General features: G+C 35.5%; 19 protein-coding genes and 1 tRNA gene. 11 read left to right on the forward strand and 9 right to left on the reverse strand.

What is annotated here, in order from left to right:
* Window position 1: 1 nt before the first annotated feature.
* From GQ45_RS15625 to GQ45_RS15645, 5 genes are all read right to left on the reverse strand, one after another.
* Window positions 2-451 (reverse strand): sterol desaturase family protein, encoded by a 450-nt coding sequence (locus GQ45_RS15625; protein ID WP_047419433.1) that lies wholly within the window; start codon window positions 449-451, stop codon window positions 2-4.
* Window positions 451-1,293 (reverse strand): phytoene/squalene synthase family protein, encoded by an 843-nt coding sequence (locus GQ45_RS15630; protein ID WP_047419434.1) that lies wholly within the window; start codon window positions 1,291-1,293, stop codon window positions 451-453. The genes GQ45_RS15625 and GQ45_RS15630 overlap by 1 nt, the downstream gene beginning before the upstream one ends.
* Before the next feature lie 91 nt (window positions 1,294-1,384).
* Window positions 1,385-2,839 (reverse strand): NAD(P)/FAD-dependent oxidoreductase, encoded by a 1,455-nt coding sequence (locus GQ45_RS15635; RefSeq protein ID WP_047419435.1) that lies wholly within the window; start codon window positions 2,837-2,839, stop codon window positions 1,385-1,387.
* Window positions 2,840-2,862: 23 nt separating this feature from the next.
* Window positions 2,863-3,765: a MerR family transcriptional regulator gene (locus tag GQ45_RS15640; protein WP_047419436.1), complete on the reverse strand. Its 903-nt coding sequence runs from the start codon at window positions 3,763-3,765 to the stop codon at window positions 2,863-2,865.
* Window positions 3,766-3,906: 141 nt separating this feature from the next.
* Window positions 3,907-3,990 (reverse strand) — tRNA-Leu (locus GQ45_RS15645).
* A gap of 283 nt (window positions 3,991-4,273) precedes the next feature.
* On the opposite strand from GQ45_RS15645, the gene GQ45_RS15650 reads away from it, so the two are divergent.
* The 3 genes from GQ45_RS15650 (at window position 4,274) to nagB (ending at window position 8,959) form a co-directional block, all read left to right on the forward strand.
* Window positions 4,274-5,287, forward strand: a complete 1,014-nt coding sequence (locus GQ45_RS15650; RefSeq protein WP_047419437.1) for a N(4)-(beta-N-acetylglucosaminyl)-L-asparaginase — start codon at window positions 4,274-4,276, stop codon at window positions 5,285-5,287.
* Window positions 5,288-5,588: 301 nt separating this feature from the next.
* The gene (locus tag GQ45_RS15655) at window positions 5,589-6,908 is read left to right on the forward strand and encodes a sugar MFS transporter (protein WP_052188256.1); all 1,320 of its coding nucleotides are present in this window, start codon (window positions 5,589-5,591) and stop codon (window positions 6,906-6,908) included.
* A gap of 122 nt (window positions 6,909-7,030) precedes the next feature.
* The gene (gene nagB, locus GQ45_RS15660) at window positions 7,031-8,959 is read left to right on the forward strand and encodes a glucosamine-6-phosphate deaminase (RefSeq protein ID WP_047419439.1); all 1,929 of its coding nucleotides are present in this window, start codon (window positions 7,031-7,033) and stop codon (window positions 8,957-8,959) included.
* Window positions 8,960-9,150: 191 nt separating this feature from the next.
* Here the strand turns inward: nagB and GQ45_RS15665 are convergent, their stop codons facing one another.
* From GQ45_RS15665 to GQ45_RS15675, 3 genes are all read right to left on the reverse strand, one after another.
* The gene (locus tag GQ45_RS15665) at window positions 9,151-10,314 is read right to left on the reverse strand and encodes an MFS transporter (protein ID WP_047419440.1); all 1,164 of its coding nucleotides are present in this window, start codon (window positions 10,312-10,314) and stop codon (window positions 9,151-9,153) included.
* Between the two features lie 64 nt (window positions 10,315-10,378).
* Entirely contained in the window at window positions 10,379-11,866 is a 1,488-nt protein-coding gene (locus GQ45_RS15670) for an aminotransferase class V-fold PLP-dependent enzyme (protein WP_047419442.1), read from the reverse strand.
* A 361-nt stretch (window positions 11,867-12,227) separates the two neighbouring features.
* Window positions 12,228-15,035 carry a pitrilysin family protein gene (locus tag GQ45_RS15675; protein WP_047419443.1) on the reverse strand — a complete coding sequence of 936 codons (2,808 nt, stop codon included), beginning with the start codon at window positions 15,033-15,035 and terminating at the stop codon, window positions 12,228-12,230.
* Window positions 15,036-15,432: 397 nt separating this feature from the next.
* On the opposite strand from GQ45_RS15675, the gene GQ45_RS15685 reads away from it, so the two are divergent.
* The 7 genes from GQ45_RS15685 to GQ45_RS15710 all read left to right on the forward strand — a co-directional run bounded on the left by GQ45_RS15685 (window position 15,433) and on the right by GQ45_RS15710 (window position 20,917).
* Entirely contained in the window at window positions 15,433-16,524 is a 1,092-nt protein-coding gene (locus tag GQ45_RS15685; protein WP_047419446.1) for a sensor histidine kinase, read from the forward strand.
* Window positions 16,525-16,527: 3 nt separating this feature from the next.
* Complete coding sequence (locus tag GQ45_RS15690; protein ID WP_047419447.1) at window positions 16,528-17,880, forward strand: sigma-54 dependent transcriptional regulator; 1,353 nt, start codon at window positions 16,528-16,530, stop codon at window positions 17,878-17,880.
* Between the two features lie 261 nt (window positions 17,881-18,141).
* Window positions 18,142-18,315 carry a hypothetical protein gene (locus tag GQ45_RS18075; protein WP_156125449.1) on the forward strand — a complete coding sequence of 58 codons (174 nt, stop codon included), beginning with the start codon at window positions 18,142-18,144 and terminating at the stop codon, window positions 18,313-18,315.
* Between the two features lie 31 nt (window positions 18,316-18,346).
* Complete coding sequence (locus GQ45_RS15695; RefSeq protein WP_047419448.1) at window positions 18,347-19,651, forward strand: Glu/Leu/Phe/Val dehydrogenase; 1,305 nt, start codon at window positions 18,347-18,349, stop codon at window positions 19,649-19,651.
* Between the two features lie 15 nt (window positions 19,652-19,666).
* A complete protein-coding gene (locus GQ45_RS15700; protein ID WP_047419449.1) occupies window positions 19,667-20,080 on the forward strand; it encodes a GreA/GreB family elongation factor in 414 nt (137 codons plus the stop codon).
* Between the two features lie 16 nt (window positions 20,081-20,096).
* Window positions 20,097-20,495: a hypothetical protein gene (locus GQ45_RS15705; RefSeq protein ID WP_047419451.1), complete on the forward strand. Its 399-nt coding sequence runs from the start codon at window positions 20,097-20,099 to the stop codon at window positions 20,493-20,495.
* Window positions 20,496-20,512: 17 nt separating this feature from the next.
* Window positions 20,513-20,917 carry a hypothetical protein gene (locus GQ45_RS15710; RefSeq protein ID WP_047419452.1) on the forward strand — a complete coding sequence of 135 codons (405 nt, stop codon included), beginning with the start codon at window positions 20,513-20,515 and terminating at the stop codon, window positions 20,915-20,917.
* 262 nt (window positions 20,918-21,179) lie between these two features.
* On the opposite strand, the gene GQ45_RS15715 is transcribed toward GQ45_RS15710, so the two are convergent.
* A complete protein-coding gene (locus GQ45_RS15715) occupies window positions 21,180-21,767 on the reverse strand; it encodes a porin family protein (protein ID WP_047419454.1) in 588 nt (195 codons plus the stop codon).
* A gap of 381 nt (window positions 21,768-22,148) precedes the next feature.
* On the opposite strand from GQ45_RS15715, the gene GQ45_RS15720 reads away from it, so the two are divergent.
* Window positions 22,149-22,658 (forward strand): peroxiredoxin-like family protein, encoded by a 510-nt coding sequence (locus GQ45_RS15720; RefSeq protein ID WP_047419456.1) that lies wholly within the window; start codon window positions 22,149-22,151, stop codon window positions 22,656-22,658.
* Window positions 22,659-22,710: the final 52 nt, after the last annotated feature.

Here is a 22,710-nt window from a genome sequence, read left to right on the forward strand (position 1 = left end):
ACTACTTCTTAAAATATTTAAACGGAACAAAAAGCATCCCGAAGCACTCTCCTTCTTCCTTTCCTAAATGTTTATGATGAATTTTGTGCGCTCTACGTACCCCTCGGGCATACCAGTTATTAGCATTTCGCAGTAATTTGAAACGCTGATGAATAAAGATATCATGTACTAAAAAGTAGGCCGCTCCGTAAGCCATAATTCCAAATCCAATAGGCAATCCATACCAAAACCAAGTATTTGAAGCCGTTATAATAAAAGACATACTTACAACCGCATAAATGATGAAAAAGGCATCATTGCGTTCAAACCATGAGTCGTGATCTTTATGGTGGTGATCCTTATGTAAAACCCAAAGAAAGCCATGCATAATGTATTTATGGCTAAACCAAGCCATAAATTCCATAAACACAAAGGTTACTAAGAAAATTACGATTCCAATAAAAAGCGTCATTATTGCACTAAATTAAGTTTATAATTAACATATGATTTTGCTAAGAGCCCAAATTTTTGATAATTAGATACTCTTATTCTGGTATTTTGAATTTCTAGAGGAGGCGTGTTTTGTAGTTTTTGCAATAACTTTGAATAATATTTATAGGCGGTATATACCCCAAATTTAGCTGTATTTGGAAGCTTTGCTATGCCTTCATAACCTAACCTAAAATCTTCATTAATTTCAGCTACAATTCTATTTTTAGAAACCTCATCTAAGGCCCTTAAGTTTGTATTTGGAAAATAGGTCCGGTCTAAGCCTTCAAAATCATCTTTTAGGTCTCTTAAAAAGTTTACTTTTTGAAAAGCGGAACCTAAAGCCATTGCAGATGATTTAAGATTATCATAAGCCTCTTGATCACCTTTTACAAACACTTTTAAACACATTAGACCCACAACATCAGCCGATCCATAGATGTAATCTTTGTACTCCTCATCGGTTTTGTAAATCTTCTTAGACAAGTCCATCCGCATACTTTTCATAAATGAAGCCACTAAGTGATGCGGTATTTGATATTTATGATACGTGTGTTGAAATGCGTTTAAAATAGGATTTAAACTAATCTTATGGCTTAGTGCCTCTTCTAAATCTTGCTCAAATTTATTGAATAAAAAAGATTTGTCATACTCATGAAAAGTATCTACAATTTCATCAGCAAAACGCACAAAACCATAAATGTTATAAACATCACCGCGAATGCTTGTGTGTAACATCTTTGTGGCAAGGGAAAAAGAGGTACTGTACGATTCTGTTACTGTTTTACTACAGCTAAAGGAAACATGGTCAAAAATGCTTTTCATCTGTTCATATTTGTTTTTTCTTTAAGCTCTGATCTAATTCGCCCACTAAAATTTGAATTTTAGTTAAGCTGTTAAAATGGCTTATTTTATATTAATTTTTCAGTATTAATTCGGATACTAATTTTCCGGAAATTAATGCTGGAGGAACACCTGGACCAGGAACAGTTAATTGCCCTGTGAAAAATAGATTTTTTACTTTCTTACTTTTTAGATTTGGTCTTAAAAAAGCAGTTTGTGTTAGGGTATTCGCTAATCCATACGCGTTTCCTTTGTAACTATTATATTCCTCAATAAAATCTTTTACACAAAAGGACTCCATGAATATAATATTTTTCTCGACATTTTGATTTGTTTTTCGTTCAAATCTCTTCAATATTAAGTTAAAATATGCTGTTCTCAACTCTGGAGTGTCTTCTAAATTGGGAGCGATAGGAACTAAAAAGAATGCTGTTTCGCACCCATCTGGTGCCATACTATTATCTGTTACTGATGGAAAATTGGCGTAAAATAAAGGGTCCTTTGGCCATTTCGGGGTGTCATAAATTTCCTCAGCATGCAATTCAAAATCCGTATCAAAAAATAAATTATGATGTTCCACACCACTAATTTTTTTATCAAAACCAACATAAAATAATAAAGATGAAGGAGCAAATGTTTTAGTCTCCCAGTATTTTTCTGAATATTGACGGTATTGTTTATCTAAAAGGGTTTCAGAATGATGGTAGTCAGCTCCCGAGAGCACAACATCCGCAGGTTTTAACTTGCCATTGCAAATGACACCTTTAGTGATGCCTTTTTCTACCACTATTTTACTTATTGGGCTAGTGGTATAAATAGTAACCCCAAGTTCTTCAGCTAAACTTTTCATGGCTTTTATAATCTCGTACATGCCACCTTTGGGATGCCAAGTGCCTAAGCCAAAATCTGCATAATTCATAAAATTATAAAAAGAAGGCGTTTTACTTGGTTTAGCGCCTAAAAATAAAACGGGAAACTCTAGCGTCGAAACTAATTTAGGGTTTTTAAATTTTTTACGCACCTCTCCACTAATGGTCTTAAAAAATTGATCTACTCTTAGTATAGTTTCTGGAGTGACCAATTCTAAGGGTGACAAACCTGGTCTTAGAACCACTTTATTAATGGCGATGTCATAATTTTCTTGTGCTTGCTTTATAAAAGTTTTAAGGTGAACCGAACTTCCCTTTTCAATACGTTCAAACTCCACTGCAATTTTATCGAGACTATCGCCAATGGTAATGACATCATCCTGAAAAAATATTTTATAAGCAGGGCTAAGTTTGTCTAAAGCGTAAAAATCGGAGGTTTTTTTGCCAAAGTCTGCAAAAAACTTATCAAAGATATCTGGCATCCAATACCAACTTGGTCCCATATCAAAAGTAAAGCCATCTTTTTTTAGTTGTCTCGCCCTACCACCTACGGTATTATTTTTTTCATAGATGCTAACGTCAAAACCCGCCTTTGCTAGATAACAAGAGGCCGATAAGGAGGAAAATCCTGATCCTATGACAATAATTTTACGGTTCATAAATTATTTTGAGTGTAAATAACTTAATTCAGTTCTTTAATAATTTTTTCTAAAGAATTGAATTTTTTAATATTTGGTGTTAAATCTTCTTCTTTTAGGAATTGAGTTTGATGTCCAAGAATCCATAGTGTAAAATCATAATTTTCTCCTATTTTGGCATTGAATGTCTCAATATATTTATGAATTTTACTTTTATTCGGTTCTACAGTGAAATAAGATACAAAATGTACATTCGAACAATAACCCATTAAATCTTTTAAAGATTCGATTGGAATTGTTTGACCTAAATAAATAGTTTTATATCCTTTTAAGGTTATTTCATAGTTTAAATAAAGTAGCCCAATATCATGAATTTCGTTATCCGGGAGAAACAATACAAAGGTTTTATCGGTTTTAACCGGTTCAGTCCTCTGAAGTTTTTCGGTATTAATGATAATTTTTTGTTTAATTAAATTGGTAATAAAATGTTCGTGAGACGGACTAATCGTATCGGTCTGCCATAAAATTCCCAATTCATTCAACAAAGGAATAAATACTTCATAAAATAAATCTCTAAAAGAGCTTTCCTCTAATAGCTTATTATAAGTACTTGAAAATTGGGTAGCATCAAAATTTATCATGGCCATCTTAAAAGAATTAATGGCATGATTCTTAACCGTTTTTTTAGAAATAACTTCCTTAACGGTTTCAGGTATTTCTGTTTCCGATAATTCTGCTATTTTTGATATTTTATATCCGTTATTGTATAGTAAGGTAATATTTAATAATTTTTGAAGGCTTTTTAGGCTATACGTACGAATATTGGTGGTTGTCCTTTCAGGACTAAATAAATGGTACCTTTTCTCCCAAATACGAATAGTGTGCGCTTTTATTCCAGATAAATTTTCTAAATCTCGAATACTAAAAGTTTTTTTTACGTTGTTCATGTATTTTTATAAAAGGTTAAACAAATTTACGATTTTTTACCGTTCCAAAGTTAAAATGCCGTTAATTTTTGAGAATTTATATCGTAAAGCGCAGATTTGTTTAAATAAAAAACCATTTAAGAGAGTCTTAAATGGTTTTTGTGCCCACGACTAGATTCGAACTAGCACGTCCTTGCGAACACCACCCCCTCAAGGTGGCATGTCTACCAATTTCACCACGTGGGCCATACCAGTGCAAATTTAATAAAGTTTTAAACAATCATCATTCATTTAAAAGGAATATTATTTTTTGTTTAAACTTGGAACAACCGGAATATAATTTTTTTTTAGACGAAGTCAATGTAGCTCCACTTTTTTAGGTGCAGAACACTAGTTTTTCCTTGTTAACCTTCTCCCTTGTTGCTTTAAGTGGCTCAGGTTTTCACGATTCAATGCGTGTAACAATTGATCTAAAACCAAAATTCAATGTATCTTTAGGGATATCATTTTTACTTACATATATTAGGGTATGTCTAACAGAAGAAAATTTATCAAAGCCTCTTTGCTCGGTACCGTGGGAGCCACAGCCTTGTCAAGTTTTAAAAATACAGGTGAACTGCTAGGTTCAGCCACAACCCCCACCTCAAATAATCAACTGAAACCACTTATTATTTCTACTTGGAATCATGGTTTACCCGCTAATGAAGAGACTTGGAAGAACTTAAAAAATGGAACATCAACCATAGATGCTATCGAAGCAGGTATGCGAATTCCGGAGGCAGATCCAAAAATACGGAGTGTTGGTTATGGTGGTTTTCCCGACAGAGAAGGAAAAGTAACCCTAGATGCTTGTATTATGGATCATCATAGTGATTGTGGAGCTGTATCTTTTTTACAAGGTATAAAACACCCTATTTCTGTAGCTAAAAAAGTCATGCAGAAGACTTCTCACGTGATGCTATCAGGCGAAGGTGCGCTTCAGTTTGCTTTATCAGAAGGCTTTGAAGAAGAAAATTTATTGACCGATGAAGCTAAAAAGGACTGGGAAAAATGGCTAGAAGCATCTAAATATAAGCCCGTCATAAATATGGAAAATCACGATACTATTAGTATGTTGGTTTTAGATGAAGATGGGAATATTTCAGGAGGATGTACCACCAGTGGTGCCGCTTGGAAAATGCATGGTCGAATAGGTGACTCGCCGATTATCGGAGCAGGATTGTTTTTAGATAATGAAATAGGTGCTGCTGCGGCCACAGGTTTAGGTGAAGCGGTTATTAGAACTGCCGGTAGCGCTATGGTAGTTGAATTAATGCGACAAGGAAAATCGCCTTACGAAGCCTGTAAAGAAATTGTAGAACGTATTTATACCAAACACAAAAATCATAAGGATATGGAATACCTCCAAGTTGGATTTATTGCCATCAATAAAAAAGGAGAACATGCGGGGTATAGCCTAAGATCTGGATTTAACTATGCGGTCTATGATGATAAAAAAGGAAATAGAATGGAAGATGCTCCATTTAAAATGGCATGGGAATAAGTGGTCATAAGTTAGGTATAATGGCTATAGTCACTTTGCCTTTGGTACCGCAGTTAAAAAAAGAACTACATGGCGGCAAAAGGGGGGATTAGACCATCTTTACAAAAAATGAAAGCCGTACTCCGTTTTATTCGTACCTGTCATGAGCATCTTAATGGTATAATTTCTCGAGGAAATCACAAATTGTCCTAGTTGTTTTGCCAAAAATAATTTTCCCTTTTTAGCCTAAAAATCAATTCAAATTATTACAGAGTTTCACAGAAAAAACCAAACCAATTAAACCTAAAGCAACGAAATAATGATGTCGAACACTTCAAAAGTAAAGAGTAATCTTGTTCCAATTCTGATTATAGGTGGTATGTTTTCCATTTTTGGATTTGTCACTTGGATAAATGGTGCTTTAATTCCATTTATGAAAACCTTAAATGAACTCACAGAAGCACAAGCTTATTTAGTGGCTTCTGCATCTTATATTTCATTTGTGGTGATGGCCTTGCCGGCATCCTACCTGATAAGCAAAATTGGCTATAAAAATGGCATGTCTTTAGGCTTATTGATAATGGCTTTGGGCGCCCTAGTCTTTATTCCTGCTGCGGACGCTCGCACCTATTGGCTGTTTTTACTGGCCATTTTTATTCAAGGCGTTGGGATGACGGTATGCCAAACTGCTGCCAATCCGTACATTACTATTTTAGGGCCCATAGAAAGTGGCGCCAAGCGCATGGCGATCATGGGCATTGCTAATAAAGTGGCGGGGGCTTTAGGCTCATTAATTTTTGGCGCCTTATTGCTATCTGGAATTGATGAAGTAAAGGAAAAATTAGCAACAGTGTCTTCAGGAGAAAAAGGAGCACTTTTAGATACTATGGCAGATAGTGTTCATACACCCTATTATGTTATGGCTACCGTGCTATTTATTTTGGCCTTGCTAATCAGACAAGCACCATTACCGCATGTGGAAGCCGAAGATGTGGAGGATACAACTTCAGGTAAAAGTACTAAAACAAGTATTTTTCAATTTCCCCACCTTTGGTTAGGGGTATTTGCCCTCTTTGTTTACGTGGGAGCAGAAGTTATCGCCGGTGATACGATAATATCGTACGGAATGTCTTTAGGGTTTACAGGTGAAGAAGCAAAGTATTTCACAACCTACACCTTAATGGCCATGGTGGTGACTTACGCATTAGGAGCGCTTTTAATTCCTAACTATTTAAAACAAGGTACGGCTTTAAAATTAAGTGCCCTTTTAGGTATCGTTTTTAGTGTTTGTATTTTGCTCACTACTGGTTTTACATCGGTCTTATTTGTAGCCGCTTTAGGCATTGCAAACGCATTAGTTTGGCCTGCCATTTGGCCTTTAACATTGGATGGCTTAGGTAAATTTACAAAAACAGCATCTGCCTTGTTAATTATGGCAATCTCCGGTGGTGCAATTATTCCTCCGCTATATGGAAGATTGGTCGATGCACAAAAAGCTGAACTTATAGCACAAGGCATAGAAACTGTTGAGGCAACCACAACAGCTGCAACATCGAGTTATTGGATTTTAATTCCCTGTTACACCATTATTCTGTTTTTTGCAGTTTGGGGACATAAAATTAAAAGCTGGAAGAAAAAATAATTACGACTCAGAATTACAAAAAAACAATTCTGAACGCTTACCCCAATGGAGTGGTATTTTTTTACCTACAAATCCTTGGTGACGAATTACAGAATTATGATTAACATTTTATACTAAACCTTATGTTGAAAAGCACTATAGATAAAGCTACTGGCTTTGAGAAAAGATTTGAAAATGTAGGAACTGTTGTTTATGAAAATTCTAAAGAAGCTTCAAAAGATATTGCACAAGAAATAGCAGCTCTTATACGCGTAAAACAATCACAAAAGCAGCCTTGCATTTTAGGATTAGCAACGGGTTCGTCTCCCAGGGGATTGTATGCGGAATTAATACGGCTGCACAAAGAAGAGGGGTTAAGCTTCAAGAATGTGATCTCGTTTAACTTAGATGAGTACTACCCCATGGAGCCAGATTCTGTGCATAGTTATGTGCGGTTTATGAAAGAACAATTATTTAATCATATCGACATTCTTCCTGAAAATTACCATATTCCCGATGGCACCTTATCTAAAGAAGAAATAGCCGAATATTGTGCGCATTACGAAGAGAAAATAAAGGCTGTAGGAGGTATTGATTTACAAATTTTAGGGATAGGTGGAAATGGGCATATAGGATTTAACGAATCAGGATCCTTGCAAAATTCTAAAACACGCTTAGTAGCCTTGGATCACATTACGAGAGTTGCTGCAAGTGGAGATTTCTCTGGCTTAAATAACACGCCCAGAACTGCAATTACTTTAGGGATTAAAAAAATAATGGAAGCCAAAAGAGTAATTCTCATGGCTTGGGGCGAAAGCAAGTCTAAAATTATCAGTGCTTCTGTTGAAGGGGAGATTACTAGTAAAGTTCCGGCGACATTTTTACAAGAACACAATAATGCAACCTTTGTTTTAGACAAAGAAGCATCTTCTAAATTAACAAGAATTAATAAGCCTTGGTTGGTGGAAAAAATCAACTGGACAGACAAATTAATTAGAAAGGCAGTATTAAATTTAGCCCTAGATTTAAAAAAGCCCATATTAATGTTAACAGATGCTGATTATATCGAGAATGGCATGAGCGATTTATTGGCAGACTCCGGACCAGCATACGATATTAACATTAGTATTTTCAATAAACTCCAGAATACCATTACAGGATGGCCAGGTGGTAAACCTAATTCAGATGATACTAAGCGCCCTGAAAGATCAGAGCCGGCAACAAAGCGGGTGCTCATATTTAGTCCGCACCCTGATGATGACATCATTAGTATGGGTGGCACGTTTAAGCGCCTAAAGGAACAAGGGCATGAGGTACATGTGGGGTATCAAACCTCTGGAAATATTGCGGTTGCTGATGACGAAGCTTTGCGTTTCGCCAATTTTGTGATCGATTACAATACTAAATTTGGTATAAAAAACGAAGAAGCAGAAATAATTTATAAAAAAGCAGTAAAGTTTCTTGAAAACAAAAAATCAAGCGAAATAGATAGTATTGAAGTTCGGCATATTAAAGGCCTAATACGAAAAGGCGAAGCACGTTCTACTTGCCGTTTTATTGGTATCCCGAATGAGAATATTCATTTTATGGAACTACCGTTTTATGAAACAGGAAGCGTAGATAAAAAACCTCTATCAGCGATTGATATAGAGATAACCATGGCATTAATTGAAAAAATTAAACCACATCAAATTTATGCCGCAGGTGATTTGGCAGATCCACACGGTACCCATAAGGTATGTTTAGATGCTATTTTTGCCGCAGTAAAACAATTAAAGCCTAAAAAATTTATGAATGATTGCTGGTTGTGGTTGTACCGAGGCGCATGGCAAGAATGGAACATCGATGAGATAGAAATGGCCATACCTATGGGGCCAGATCAAGTACTAGAGAAACGAAAGGGAATTTTTAAGCATCAATCTCAAAAAGATGGTGTTGTTTTTCAAGGATCAGATAGTAGAGAGTTTTGGCAACGCGCCGAGGACCGAAATAAAGAAACTGCAGATCTGTATGATCAGCTAGGCTTATCGCATTATGCCGCTATGGAAGCATTTGTGAGGTATCATTTTTAATAAAATTCGCTTCACTAAAAATTCAGGTACATGCTTATCGTAACTTTTTATCTATTTTTTTAGTGAAGTTAAATTTGTCAGCTGTTTAAATCGTAGACCAAATGAAGGCTTGTAGGTATTCAGCCGCATAAGGCCATATTTTTATGGGTAGTGCACTGTAATTTTAGGCAAAACTTAGCTTTAAAGGCATTTTAAACAGTCTTGTTCCTAAACATATAATGCACTATAAGAATACTCGCTGAGAGTAAAATTCCTAATACAGAAACTCCACTCCACTGAAAATGCTGCCATGCGAAAGCACCTAAGGAGGTGCCTAAGGCACCGCCAATAAAAAAGCCCACCATATAAATTGTATTGACTCTATTTCTAGCCTCAGGATTTTTTGAAAAAATAATATTTTGATTGGTGATATGCAGCACTTGTAGCCCTAAATCTACCAAAATTATTCCGATGACTAATCCAAATAAAGAATGGCTTGATACTAAAAAAATACCCCAAGAGGCTATTAATAGCAGGGTGGAAAATAGAATAATTTTATTTTTAGCAATTTTATCATTCAATTTACCGGCAACAGTGGCGGCTAGGGCCCCTACAATACCAAATAAACCAAAGAGCCCAGTGGCTCCACTCCCTAAACTAAAGTTGTCTTCCATTAAAAAAACTAATGTAGTCCAGAATGCACTTAGTCCGCCAAATGCCAAGGCACCGCGCAGGGTAGCTAAACGCAGCGAGGGTTCTGAGGTAAAATAGAACCAAAGCGATTTCATCAAACTAAGATAAGAATCCTTATAGGAGGGGTTTATTTTAGGCAATTTAAATTTTAAAATAAAAAATAAAATAAGCATTAAAACCACTGCGGCGTAATACATTAGTCGCCATCCGAACCTCTCCCCAACAAATCCACTTATCACACGACTACCTAAAATTCCAATGAGCAAACCACTCATGACGATTCCTATAGCCCGACCGCGCCCTTTTTCATCTGAAAGTTGTGCTGCCATCGGTACAAATAGCTGGGGAATAGCTGAGGTAAAACCAATAATAAAGCTACTTACACTTAAATAAAACAAAGAAGGTGACATCGCAGCAGCCAGCAGCGCTATAATCATCACCAGAAAATCGACCTGTAATATTTTCTTATTTGAAATTTTATCGCCCAAAGGAATAATAAAAAGTAAACCAAAGGCATAGCCTAATTGCGTGGTCAGCGCCACATTGCTTACTGCAGCTTCGGTTACCTTAAAGCTCTTCGCAATTAAATTTAATAAGGGTTGGTTATAGTATAGGTTGGCAACCACTAGTCCGGCAGCAATACTCATTAAATACAAGACAGAATTGGTTAGCTTTTGGGGCATAGTGTATTCAATTGATTTTAATCATCAAGTAACATAGCAAAGGCTAAGATGCGTTATGGAAGAATTAATTTACCTCAAGGATATTTTTATACCTATTGGGGTCACTTTTTATTTCGTAGAGCGCATCAAATTCGTTGGTTGTGGCATTATACCTATAATCTTTAGACCAAGTATCCTTATGGTGTATGATTTCCATTAATGCGTTAATGATAAAAACCAATTCTGTAGTGCTCATAATTGGGTGCAAGGATAAACGTACCCACCCTGGTTTTTCGCTGAGGTTTTTACCTTCAATTTGGTCCATGATCACAGCAGAACTCTCTTCTTTAATTTCACATAAATGGTGTGCATAGGTGCTGGCGCATGACCAACCTCCGCGTACTTGAATTCCAAAACGGTCGTTTAACAAACGTACAACCAAATTGTAGTGCATGTTGTTTATATTGAAGGAAACACAACCAATTTGTTTTTGATTCCGGGCACCTAATATTTTAATTTCAGAGCTATTTTCGACACTAGTATAAAACAAATGTAATAGCTCATCTTCACGCTGTTGTATTTTTTCAACACTCATTTTTTCTTTCAGATTGATGGCAAGTGCTGCACGAATCACTTGAAGAATTCCGGGTGTTCCGCCGTCTTCACGAGTTTCTATGTCTTCATAATAAGCAAATTCTCCACTTGGTTTTGTCCATTTTACATTACCTCCCCCTGGATGATCAGGAATTGTATTTTGATGTAATTTTTTATGATACACAAGCACACCACAACTTCCAGGCCCCCCCAAAAATTTATGAGGAGAAAAGAAAATAGCATCCAAATGTTCGTTTTCATTTATGGGGTGCATATCAATACCAACATAGGGTGCTGAAGCCGCAAAATCTACAAAGCAATAACCGCCGTGGTCGTGCATAATTTTTGCTAAAGTATGGTAGGGAGAAATAATTCCGGTAACGTTAGAACATGCAGTAAAAGACCCAATTAATACCTTGCGATTTTTATACTTTTTAATTTCAGTTTCTAAAATTTCAGGCTGTACCAATCCATTTTCGCATAAGGGTAATAGCACTACATCTGCACCAGTTTCGAACCAACAAACTTGGTTAGAATGGTGTTCCATGTGTGTCAGAAAAACAACAGGTTTATCTTCAACTAAGGCATAGGTTTTTGCTGGTGCCATTTTTAGAATTCGCAATAACTTGTTTAATGCACCCGTCATGCCTGTTCCTGTTGTCACTAAAACATCGTCTTGAGAGGCGTTTACGTGTTTTTTAATGGCCTGTCTCGCCTCCTGGTAAAGATAGGTTGTTGCTTTGCCACTTTCGCTTGAAAACGAATGTGTATTTGCCATCATAGGACCTACTTTTTCACAGATAATCTTTTCAATGGGCGCATATAACCTGCCGCTAGCAATCCAATCTGCATAGCGCATCTGCTGCACACCGTAATAGGAATTAAATGTTGTCGTGTCGCCAATGACATTTTTCTTAAAAGCATTAAAGTAGGCTTCTAATTCAGTGGTGTGGTTTGGCGTAACTAAATGCTCTTTCATAGCTCTGGTATCAAATGTCAGGCAGTTTCCTGATAAAAGTTGTTTGCAAAGTTAAAAGTTTTTTAACCCTTCTTGTAACCAATTGCGATAAATGTCGGTATCAGGCGTATAAACAACAGCAGCTATTAAGTAATCTTCATCATCTCATAGCCACACCCTTAAGACTGGTATGGGCTTTGTATTGGATTACTCGAAATTCACTCCATTTTTGACTATTGTATTCTAGGTTGTTTAGCTCGTGAATTTAAATTTTGCCATCACTCTTTTCATTATAAAATTAAAAGCGAGAAATGCTTTGACACATTTCTCGCTTTAAAAAATAGTTAAAAACTAATGTTCCTTGATAACTTAGGTTAACGAATTATTCTTGAAGTAAAGGTTTGAATACAATTTCGTAGGTTTCAGCATCTTTTAATAAGGCAGCCGTAAAATTCTGTACATCTTTTGCGGTTATCGAATTTACGATGTCTTCATAGTTTTTTGGATCATCCATATTATAGCCTTCCAAAACGAAATTAGATACCCAGCTCATATCATAGCGATTATAATCTTTTTGCTCTTTTCTTTCTTTGATATAATTGGTCAGTGTCTTATCCAAATCTAACTGTTGAATATCTCCTTTTGCAATTTTTGTGACTTCATTGTGAACGATGGTGATTAATTGTTCTACTTTATCAGGGTTACAATCAAAGTTTACCTGTAAATTAGCTTTCTCAGTGGGTCTTTTTGATAAAGATGCTCTTGCACTTGCGCCATAGGTTCCGCCTTCTTCTTCTCTCAAGGTTTCTGTATAGCGTAACTGTAAAATATCACCTAGCGTACTCGCTAAAAGATTATTCTTTAAACTGTGTTTAAAATTATTTTTATAGCCAATTCTTACTGATGCTTTTGGATCTTCCATTTGTAAATAAATGTCCTTATCTATAGCTTTTGCCGACCATGCAACCGAATTATCTTTCCAGTTTTCTTTAGCACCAGTAGCAGGAATACTTGCAATATACTGCTCTAAAAGGGGCTTTAGCGCGTCTTTTTGAATATCGCCAACAATAAAGAAATTAAAATCGGCAGCATTGCTGAAACGTGATTTGTAAATCTTTTCAATGGTTTCAAAATCAACATCATCTAGCATCGCCTGGTTAAAAATTCTTTGTTTTGGATTGTTGTTTCCATACAGCGTGGTAGTGACGCTATCTTGCATTTTTGCATTTATGTCTTTACTTCTGCGCGTTAAGAAGTTTCCAATATTATTTTCTAAAACTTTAAACGCATCTTGATCTAAACGTGGTTTTTCAAAGTTTAAATAGGCCATTTGTAACATGGTTTCAACATCTTTTGTAACGGCATTGCCGATAATCATTTCGTTAAGACCTGATACCACAACTTGCGTTCTTGCCGTTTTACCTGCCAAAACTTTTGGTAATTCAGTGGCTGAATAATCTCCTAGTCCGGATAATTGCACCAAACTACCTAACATCGTTGCCGATGGCAAATCGGAATCTTCTAATAAAGATTCTCCGCCATAACTCGTTGCCATAAACTGCACATCATCTTTGTTTTTATCTGCAAATTTAAAATACACCGTGGCACCATTACTTAGTTTAAATTCAGTTGCGCCTGTTTCTTTCATCAGTTTTTCAGAAACGATGTTCCCTTTTTTGATGGTAACCCCAGAAATTAAGGTTTTGTCGCCAAATTCGTCTTCATAAGCAGTCAAATTGTTGTCATTTTCGACGGTATTTATGATGTTTAGGGCTTCTTCTTTTGTTAAATTGTTTTCATCTTTTACCCCTGTAACCATAAGAATACGGTTTTCTTTGGTGTATAATTTTTTAATCGTTTCGTGCAGCTCTTCTGCGGTTAGGGCCGCAAAAATTTGTTGAGCAATTTCGTATTCTTGGGTAACGTCGGTCATGGTTTCATTATCCAAGTAGTTTTGTTTAATGGTATTGATGATAGCGCGATGCGGTAAATCACTCTCTTTACTTATTTGATTTTCGTAAGAGCTTGAGTACCTTTTGACCATACGATCAATTTCTGCTTTTGTAAAGCCAAATTTTACCGCTCGAACAACTTCCGTTAAGGCAGTTTTAAAAGCTTCTTGTTGTTGTCCTGGTTTTGGTCCTATACCAATAGATAATTGATTTTTAGCTCTTGCCAAATCACTATAATAAATGTTAGCACCTAGAAAAGGGGCCTCTGGTTTTTGGCTTATTTCTCTTATCCTCGCAGAGATCATTCCTGTTGCCATTCCGTTTAATAGTGATTCTTTTAAATCTTTAACCGTTTGATTTTCTAAGGATTTTGGATGGGTAATATTAAATGAAATGCTCGATGTAGAAACTTCTTCATCCATCGACATTTTGTAAAGCATTTCTTTATTATCATCTATTTGAACAATAAAACGTTCAATAGGGTTTTCAACCGCAGGAATATCTGAAAACATAGTTTTGATTCTTTTTTCCATCTCAGCGACGTCGATATCACCAACAATAGCGATAGCTTGAAGATCAGTGCGGTACCAATCGTGATAAAAATCACGTAAGGCTTTATACTCAAAATTGTCAATGACATCCATGATGCCTATTGGCATTCTATTAGAATAGGTAGAATTATTAAACATAGTAGGTAGTGATTGTTGAAGAATACGCATACCGCCACTTTGGCGCGTTCTCCATTCTTCTTTAATAACACCACGCTCCGCATCAATTTCTTCATCAGTCAATAATAAGTAATTAGACCAATCGCGAAGCACCGTTAAACAAGTCGTAACAAGTTCATCGGTGGTAGGAATATTATCCATATTGTATACCGTTTCGTCAAAAGAAGTATAAGCGTTGATGTCTTTTCCAAAAACGGCACCTACTTTTTGAAGGGTATTTAAAATACCTTTGCCCTCAAAATTTTCTGTTCCGTTGAACGCCATATGTTCTAAAAAATGCGCTAGTCCCTGCTGATTATCATTCTCTAAAACCGATCCTACATTTTGTATGATGTAATAACTCGCGACGTCTTTAGTAACATCTGTTGGATACAAATAATAGGTCATTCCGTTAGTGAGTACACCTTTGGTTATTTTATTGTTTTCTGGTAAGGGATCATTGAGGTTGCTGTTTTGGGCCAAGAGGCTTAAACAAAACAGGAAAGCAAATAGTACGGTAACTTTTTTCATTCTATAATTGGTATTCGTTAGTAAAATACTTTAACTAATGTAAAGGTATTCTGATTAATATTAAAACTAAGATATTAGTTAAATGTCACATAAAATAGTAATTTGAATAAAAAAAAGCACTTTTTCCATTTTTCATTTTTTGATGTTAGGCCTAAGAGAGCTAATGCAATTAAAGCTAAACAACTTTTTAATTTGTCCAAATCACAATAAACAAAATACGAAAGAATACCTTGGATCTAATTATGGCATGGCAGTTTTAATGTTTAACAGAGTTCAATATCTTTGTCTTCAGGTTTTACTTAACTTCGTTTGCCATAAAGGATATACTTGCCAAGGGCAATTTATTTAAATGAGAAGAGGTATTTAATTCTAGGATAAAATTTAATAGTATAAAGTAATGAATGCGGCAGAACTAGCTTTAAAGGAAAGAATTAAAGAGTTAACTTGTTTATATGAGGTTTCTTCTATTATTGTCCAAGCCAGCTCAGAACTTCTAGAAGACACCTTAACTGCCATAGCCGGAAGTCTTAAAAATGCTTTTAAGTTCAGTGAGTTTACTGAGATTGAAATCCAAACCCCTCTTATAGCTGTAAATACTACCATCAATTTTGAGCATAAAGTAGTGATTTCATCTCCTATTTTATGCTTTAATAAGGCCAACGGAAGTATACATGCGTATTTACCCAAGGATAAATTTTCTAAACAAGACTTTTTATTTGAAGAACAACAACTTTTAGATAGTGTAGCCTTAAAAATAGGAAATCTTTTAGAGCGATTAGAGTTAAAAAAGAATGAAACATCCTTAAAACGACAAATGGAACGTGCAGATCGTTTGGGGATTTTAGGAGAAATTACAGCCGGTATAGCCCATGAATTAAATACACCATTAGCAAACATATTAGGTTTTGCAGAATTACTTAAAGATGATTTGAAGAATAATGTGAAAGCCATGGCTGACGTAGAAAAGATCATACAGAATGCTATTTTTTCTAGAGAAGTGGTTAAAAAATTGATGTTTTTTGCTTGTGAGATGCCCCAGGAAATGCAAAAGGTAAATATTGTTCCCAGTATTAAAAATGCAATTAATTTACTAGATGCCAGCTTTAGAAAAGAAGAAGTAAAATATCTTGTTAAGATTGAAGAAGAAGAATTATGGCTTAGAGCAGACACCATTCAGCTGACACAAATTATTTTTAATTTAATAATTAATGCTATTTATTTTTCACCAAAAGGGGGATTAGTTACCATCGAAACTTTTCAAACTACTACGCATATTATTTTAAAAATCGTCGATGAAGGTACCGGACTTTCTGAAGCTTCTTTAGAGAAAGTTTTTCAACCTTTTTATACCACCAAAGCAACTGGTGAGGGTTCAGGTTTAGGTTTAAGTGTTGTACATGGTATTATCATGAGCCACGGTGGCACTATAGAGGTAGAGAATAATCCACATAAGGGCGCAACATTTACGGTGAAACTTCCTAAATCTTAAAACATGCTGTTAAAAAAAGAAAATATACTTATAGTAGATGATGATATCCATATTTTGGAACTTTTACAACGGCATCTTCAATCTTGGAATTACCACACCTATAAAGCAGTTTCGGTAAAAGAGGCAGTTGCAATTTTGCGTGATACCCCTATAGACTTATTGATCACCGATTTAAAAATGCCAGAGATTGATGGTTTTGAGCTTATAAAATTTGTATCAGAACATTATCCAAAACTTCCTAAATTAGTAGTTACCGGATACCCATCAGTACAAGATTCCCTTATGGCCATAAAATCGGGAGTTGTCAAATACTTGACAAAGCCTTTTACAAAAGATGAATTACAAAGCGCCATAGATGTTTCTTTTAAGCGTAAAAACAGTAAAATTTCGACCGCCAAACAGCGCCAAAAAGAAGACCTATCTAAAAATGAAAATAGTACAAAATCATCCTACGGAGACATCATAGGAACTTCAGAAAAGATTAAGAATGTCATCCAAATTATTGAAAGGGTTAAAGACAATAAGGCAACTATTTTTGTAAAAGGTGAAAGTGGTACTGGAAAAGAGCTCGTGGCACGAGCCATTCATTACCAAGGTAAATTTTCAAGGGAACCTTTTATTGCTGTAAATTGTGGTGCTATCCCAGAAAACCTGCTAGAAGCTGAACTTTTTGGATATACCAAAGGCGCATTTACAGGTGCAGACACCACACGAAATGGGTTTTTTCAAGCGGCCAACCGTGGTACTATTTTTTTAGATGAAATAGGCAATGCCTCTTTAGCCGTGCAATCTAGGCTATTGCGCGTTCTTCAAGAAAAGGAAGTCATTAAAGTGGGAGCTCAAAAGCCTGAAAAGGTAGATATTCGTATTATTACCGCAACGAATAGCAATTTATTAGAACTCATAAAAAAAGGTGCTTTTAGAGAAGATTTATATTATAGACTTACCGTTGTAGAAATACAAGTGGCACCACTTAGAGATCGAAAAGAGGATATACCCTTATTAGTAGAAAAGTTTTTATTTAAATACGGGGTTGAATATAAAGACGGCTTGGTAAAGCTAAGTGAACAAGCCTTGGCTATTTTACAGCGTTATGATTGGCCAGGTAACATTCGTGAATTAGAAAACATCATTCAAAGAGCGGTCATTATGTGCGATAGGAGTATACACGTGGAGCATTTACCCGAAAGCTTAAAGTATCCTATTAATTTTCCGGATAGTGCCTTAGTTTCCCTTAAAGAAATTGAAAAGCAATACATCCAAAAAGTACTAAATTTTACCGATAATAATAAAACTAAAGCAGCTGAAATTTTAGGAATAGACCGCAAAACCATCCGGCAGAAATTGGCTGATTAAATACCCTAAGCGTAAACCACTAACCCCTAACGTTCTGAACTTCTTTGATTGTAGTTTCAAAACGAGTGCCTAGCACCTAAGATTTTTAAGTTTTACCGATGCATTTCTACCCTACTGGGTAAATTTGTACCACCTCTTCCTTATTTTTATTTCTAAAAAAATGTTTGAATAAATTGATTATTAGGTAGTTGAATAATTTTGGCATACCATGAACTTTTGTTGGCACACAGATTGTCCTTAAGGTGTAAAACAAGTTTATTTATGGAATCATCATCGTTTAATATTTGTCCTACTTGCGTTTACCTAAGCACTTGTGTGTTAACCAATCAAAAACATAAAGTATGGTCTTGTAGTGAATACCATGAAGTAGAAAGCATTCAGAAAAACCTTATTCCTAATATAGTGAACGATAGCTTAGCGGCTATAGTGCTATAATTAATTCTTTAATTTTTATTAAAATAATAGCATGATTACAATACCAAAAGATCTTGATACAAAAGAAAAAAAAATACCGCTTAGGGGTATGATGGAAAATGTGATGGAGCAGTTTAATAGTGCTTCAGATCATATTAATTTACATCCTAACATTCGTAAAATTTTAAGTATTACCAACAATGAAATCATAGTGCATTTTCCAGTAAAAATGGACAATGGTGATGTTGCTATTTTTACGGGATACAGGGTTCAGCATAATAATGCGCTCGGACCTTACAAAGGTGGTTTACGTTACCACCCTACAGTAGATATCGATGCAGCAAGGGCCTTAGCGATGTGGATGACCTGGAAAACCTCATTAGCAGGTTTGCCTTATGGTGGGGGCAAAGGAGGTATTCAACTCGACCCTACAAAATACTCAGCAGGAGAATTAGAGCGAATTACACGTAGGTTTACTTTTGCCTTAGCCGACAATATAGGCCCAGAACATGATATTCCTGCGCCAGACGTAAATACCAATAGCCAAACAATGGCTTGGATGGCAGACACCTATATGAGCACAAGACCGCCCGCTGAACGCAGTGCAAATCAGCATGTAGTTACAGGTAAACCGGCAGGTAGTGGAGGTCTTGAGGGACGTGATCGCGCCACGGGATTTGGGGTGTTTTTGACCATTAAATTTTGGGCGGAGCGTAACAATGAGGTGCTTAAAGGAAAAACATTTACCGTTCAAGGTTTTGGAAATGTCGGCTACTGGGCTGCCTATTTCCTTGAATTGGAAGGGGCTAAATTGGTGGCTGTACAAGATGCTTTTGGAAGTATTCAAAATAAAAATGGAATTGAAGTTGCAGCCTTATTTAAGTATGCACAGGCTCACAAAGGGAGTATTGTAGCTTATCCTGATGCGCTACCTTTAGATAAAGATGATTTTTTTAGCACCGCTTGTGATATTTGTATTCCTGCAGCTTTAGGAAACCAAATTACCATTGAAAACGCACCCTTTATAAAAGCAAAATTAATTGCAGAGGGTGCTAATGGGCCTACCAATGTAGAAGGGGAACAAATCTTAATCAAAAACGGAGTTACGATAATCCCAGATATCCTTTGCAATTCTGGCGGTGTCATTGGTAGTTATTTTGAGTGGTTGCAAAATAGAAATGGAGAACTTTGGCAGCTAGATGAAGTAATGATGAAGATCGAAAAAAAGATGAAAGAATCTTTTGATAAAGTCAATAAATACGCTGAAGAGCATCATTTAGATATGAGAACTGCGGCGTATTGTATCGCGATACAGCGAATTGAAAGGGCTTATGTAGAACGTGGAATTTTTCCATAATTAAAAAGTTTAGAAATGAAATACAAGAATTTAATAATAGAAAAAAGAGAATACGTTTATTTAAAACGTATTCTCAATATATCTGGATACACAGGTGATTTTGAAACTCAAAAATCGTTGAAGCGATTGCTAGATGAACTTAAAACAGCTCAGATAGTGGATAATGATGAACTTCCAAAAGATGTGATTCGATTAAATAGTAAGGTTAGCATAGAAGCTGAAAATGGATGGAAAAAAACGCTACAAATCGTAATTCCAGCAGACCGAGATTTAAAAAATGATAAAATTTCAGTACTTACTCCTATGGGTGCTGCCCTTATAGGCTATTCTCAAAGTGATGCGATCACTTGGGAATTTTCTAAAGGAGAACAAAAGTTGACTATTGTAGCTGTAGCACAAGATGAAACGTACGAAGCCATAAATATTTAAATCTAAAACCAATAAAATGACATCACTACATACAACGGTTTATGCCCATGATACAGAAGTTGATTTAACACATAAAATAAATACCATTGAGTTACAAAACTGGATTATTCATTTGCAATATGTAAAAAAAGAAATAAACCATTTAGTCCTTATATGTAATACAGTATTGGAGGGTAAGTTTGTTGATTTGTTTGAGGAAAAGCAAGCAAAAAACGATAAGCTGCTGAATATATTAAATAGCTCTAAAAGGTCACGGGCTAATATCACTGAATGTGAAGATACCCTTTGTGATATGGCGTTTATAAACGATCACGAAGGCTTTAGGAAAAGTTACATGTACTATTTAGATTCCTATAGAAGTTTAAAAGAGCATTTTTTTATTGAATTTACAAACACTATGGGATCTAAAGTATAAATTTTAACCCTACAAATTTGAATAGTTCTAGAATAGATCAAACGGAAACACAGCGCAAATTATGTTTAAAAAAAGACCTGATAGAACTTAGTTATTGGATCGATGCATTAGAGTTTATTCACCGAGAACTCGATACCCTAATGGTTCTTGAGAATCAACTGCTAAATCAAAGTATATTTCGGCAAAATATAAAAGGATTGCGACGTAAAAATACCTTGGCGATGGGCTTGTTTTGCCAGTATGAAAAAGAGTTGCGGACCGAGTTCGAATATGGAAAAATGGCTTATGAAGTTACAAGGGCAAAAGTTCATGAAAAAAAGCGTGCTTCCTATGAAAGTTTAATTCAGGACTTTAGAGCGTTAAAAAATGATTTCTATAAGCTGCTAAGGTCTTATACCGCTACTTATAGTAGCATAAAATGAGGTGTAAGGCTTAAGAAATATTAAAACGAGAAAACTATGAGTAATAGAAAATTTAATATCATAGCTATATTGGTGGGTATTGTAATACTTGTTTTATTAAGTTGGTGGGTTCCGGCACCAATTTTTAATTGAAGTATGCACTAAACATCCTCTTTGTTTTTAAGTAAAAAATGCTTGAATACTTCTTGTAAGTATTCAAGCACTTTTTAATTTTGTGCTACTCGCTATGCAATAGAAAGTTGTTTCTAGTAAGATGCTGACTTTAGAACATAAAACCGATTCCTGCAGATACATAAGAATTATGTACGTCTAAATTTTCAATCATTTCTGAAAAGCCATAACTATATCTTGCCTGAATAAAAACCGACCCCGAAAATTTGTATTCGACTCCGGTTGTTAATTGAAAATCAAAATCTTTTACGGCATCGGTATCAATATCGCCACCATCAGCATTGGGGTCAAAATCTATTTCCTCGTTTACTTTAAAACCAAATTGTGGTCCCGCATGAATGTTTAAACCGTCAATAAGATACACTTTTAAAAGTAATGGAACTTGAATATAATCTACTTGATACGCTGCATCATCTTGATTTGAATTATTTGTAATATCAAAACCTTGACCAGAATAAAAAACTTCGGATTGGAAGGAAAAGATATCAGTAACTGGAACCTCCACTAGTAAACCTCCATAGAAACTAGTTCGCCCATCAGGACTCTCAAAATCATTACCCGCCACGGTGGCGAAATTAAGACCAGCTTTTACACCAACCTGTACTTTGTTAGACCACGTTTGTGCCATTGCACTGGCTCCTGTTGCTAAAACTATAGCTAATACCACTATTTTTTTCATTCTTATTTTTTTATTTAATAATCAATTTATGACCGCAAACTTAAGGCTGGTTTTTACAAAAAAATGAACCTATCCAAAAGGTTTTTAACCCTAAAAAAATGTGGCTATTATTATTATTTAAAGCGCATAAAGATTTTTTTTAGCACTAAAAATTAAAGCGGGTTTTTAGACCGTCGACAAGGTAGTAGTATGATATCCTTCTTATATGTTCTAAACCTTTAAAACTATTTTAAGGGTTTTATTCCAATAAGCACAAACACTTAAAAATTTCGTAGTCATCCAGAAACTTGATATGAGTTAAGGAAAAACGCATTCAAAACAAAACTCGGCAGGTACAATTTTTATATTGCCTTTGAATTAAATAAAATAAAACAGCATAAAATGATAAAACCTAAAAATAAATTCCCTGACTTAGAGGTAGCGCTCACAAACGGCGCACAATGGAGCTTGTCAGCTCAAAAAAGCGATACCTTTACAATGCTTGTTTTTTATCGTGGCTTGCACTGCCCGGTGTGTAAAAAGTATTTGGAAGAATTAAAGAAAAAATTAGATGCCTTTAGCAATAAAGGAGTGCATTTAGTTGCGATCAGCTGTGATTCTGAAGCACGAGCAAAAAAAACAACGGAGGAATGGAGCATTTCTGAAATACCTTTAGGTTATGATTTAGAAATTACTAAAGCTAGAGAACTAGGTCTTTTTATTTCTAAAGGCATCTCTGATAAAGAACCCGAAGCGTTTTCAGAACCGGCGGTTTTTTTGATAAGGCCAAATCAAACACTTTACGCCAGTGCCATTCAAAGCATGCCCTTCGCAAGACCTCATTGGGATGACATTTTGAACGCCATTGATTTTGTGACCAAAAATGAGTACCCCGCACGCGGAGGAGCCTAATTTTTTCAAAAAACCTTATGGTACCCTCTCTGTTACTGCTTAGCACTGGCCG

The organism is Cellulophaga sp. Hel_I_12 (assembly GCF_000799565.1).
Lineage (GTDB): Bacteria > Bacteroidota > Bacteroidia > Flavobacteriales > Flavobacteriaceae > Cellulophaga.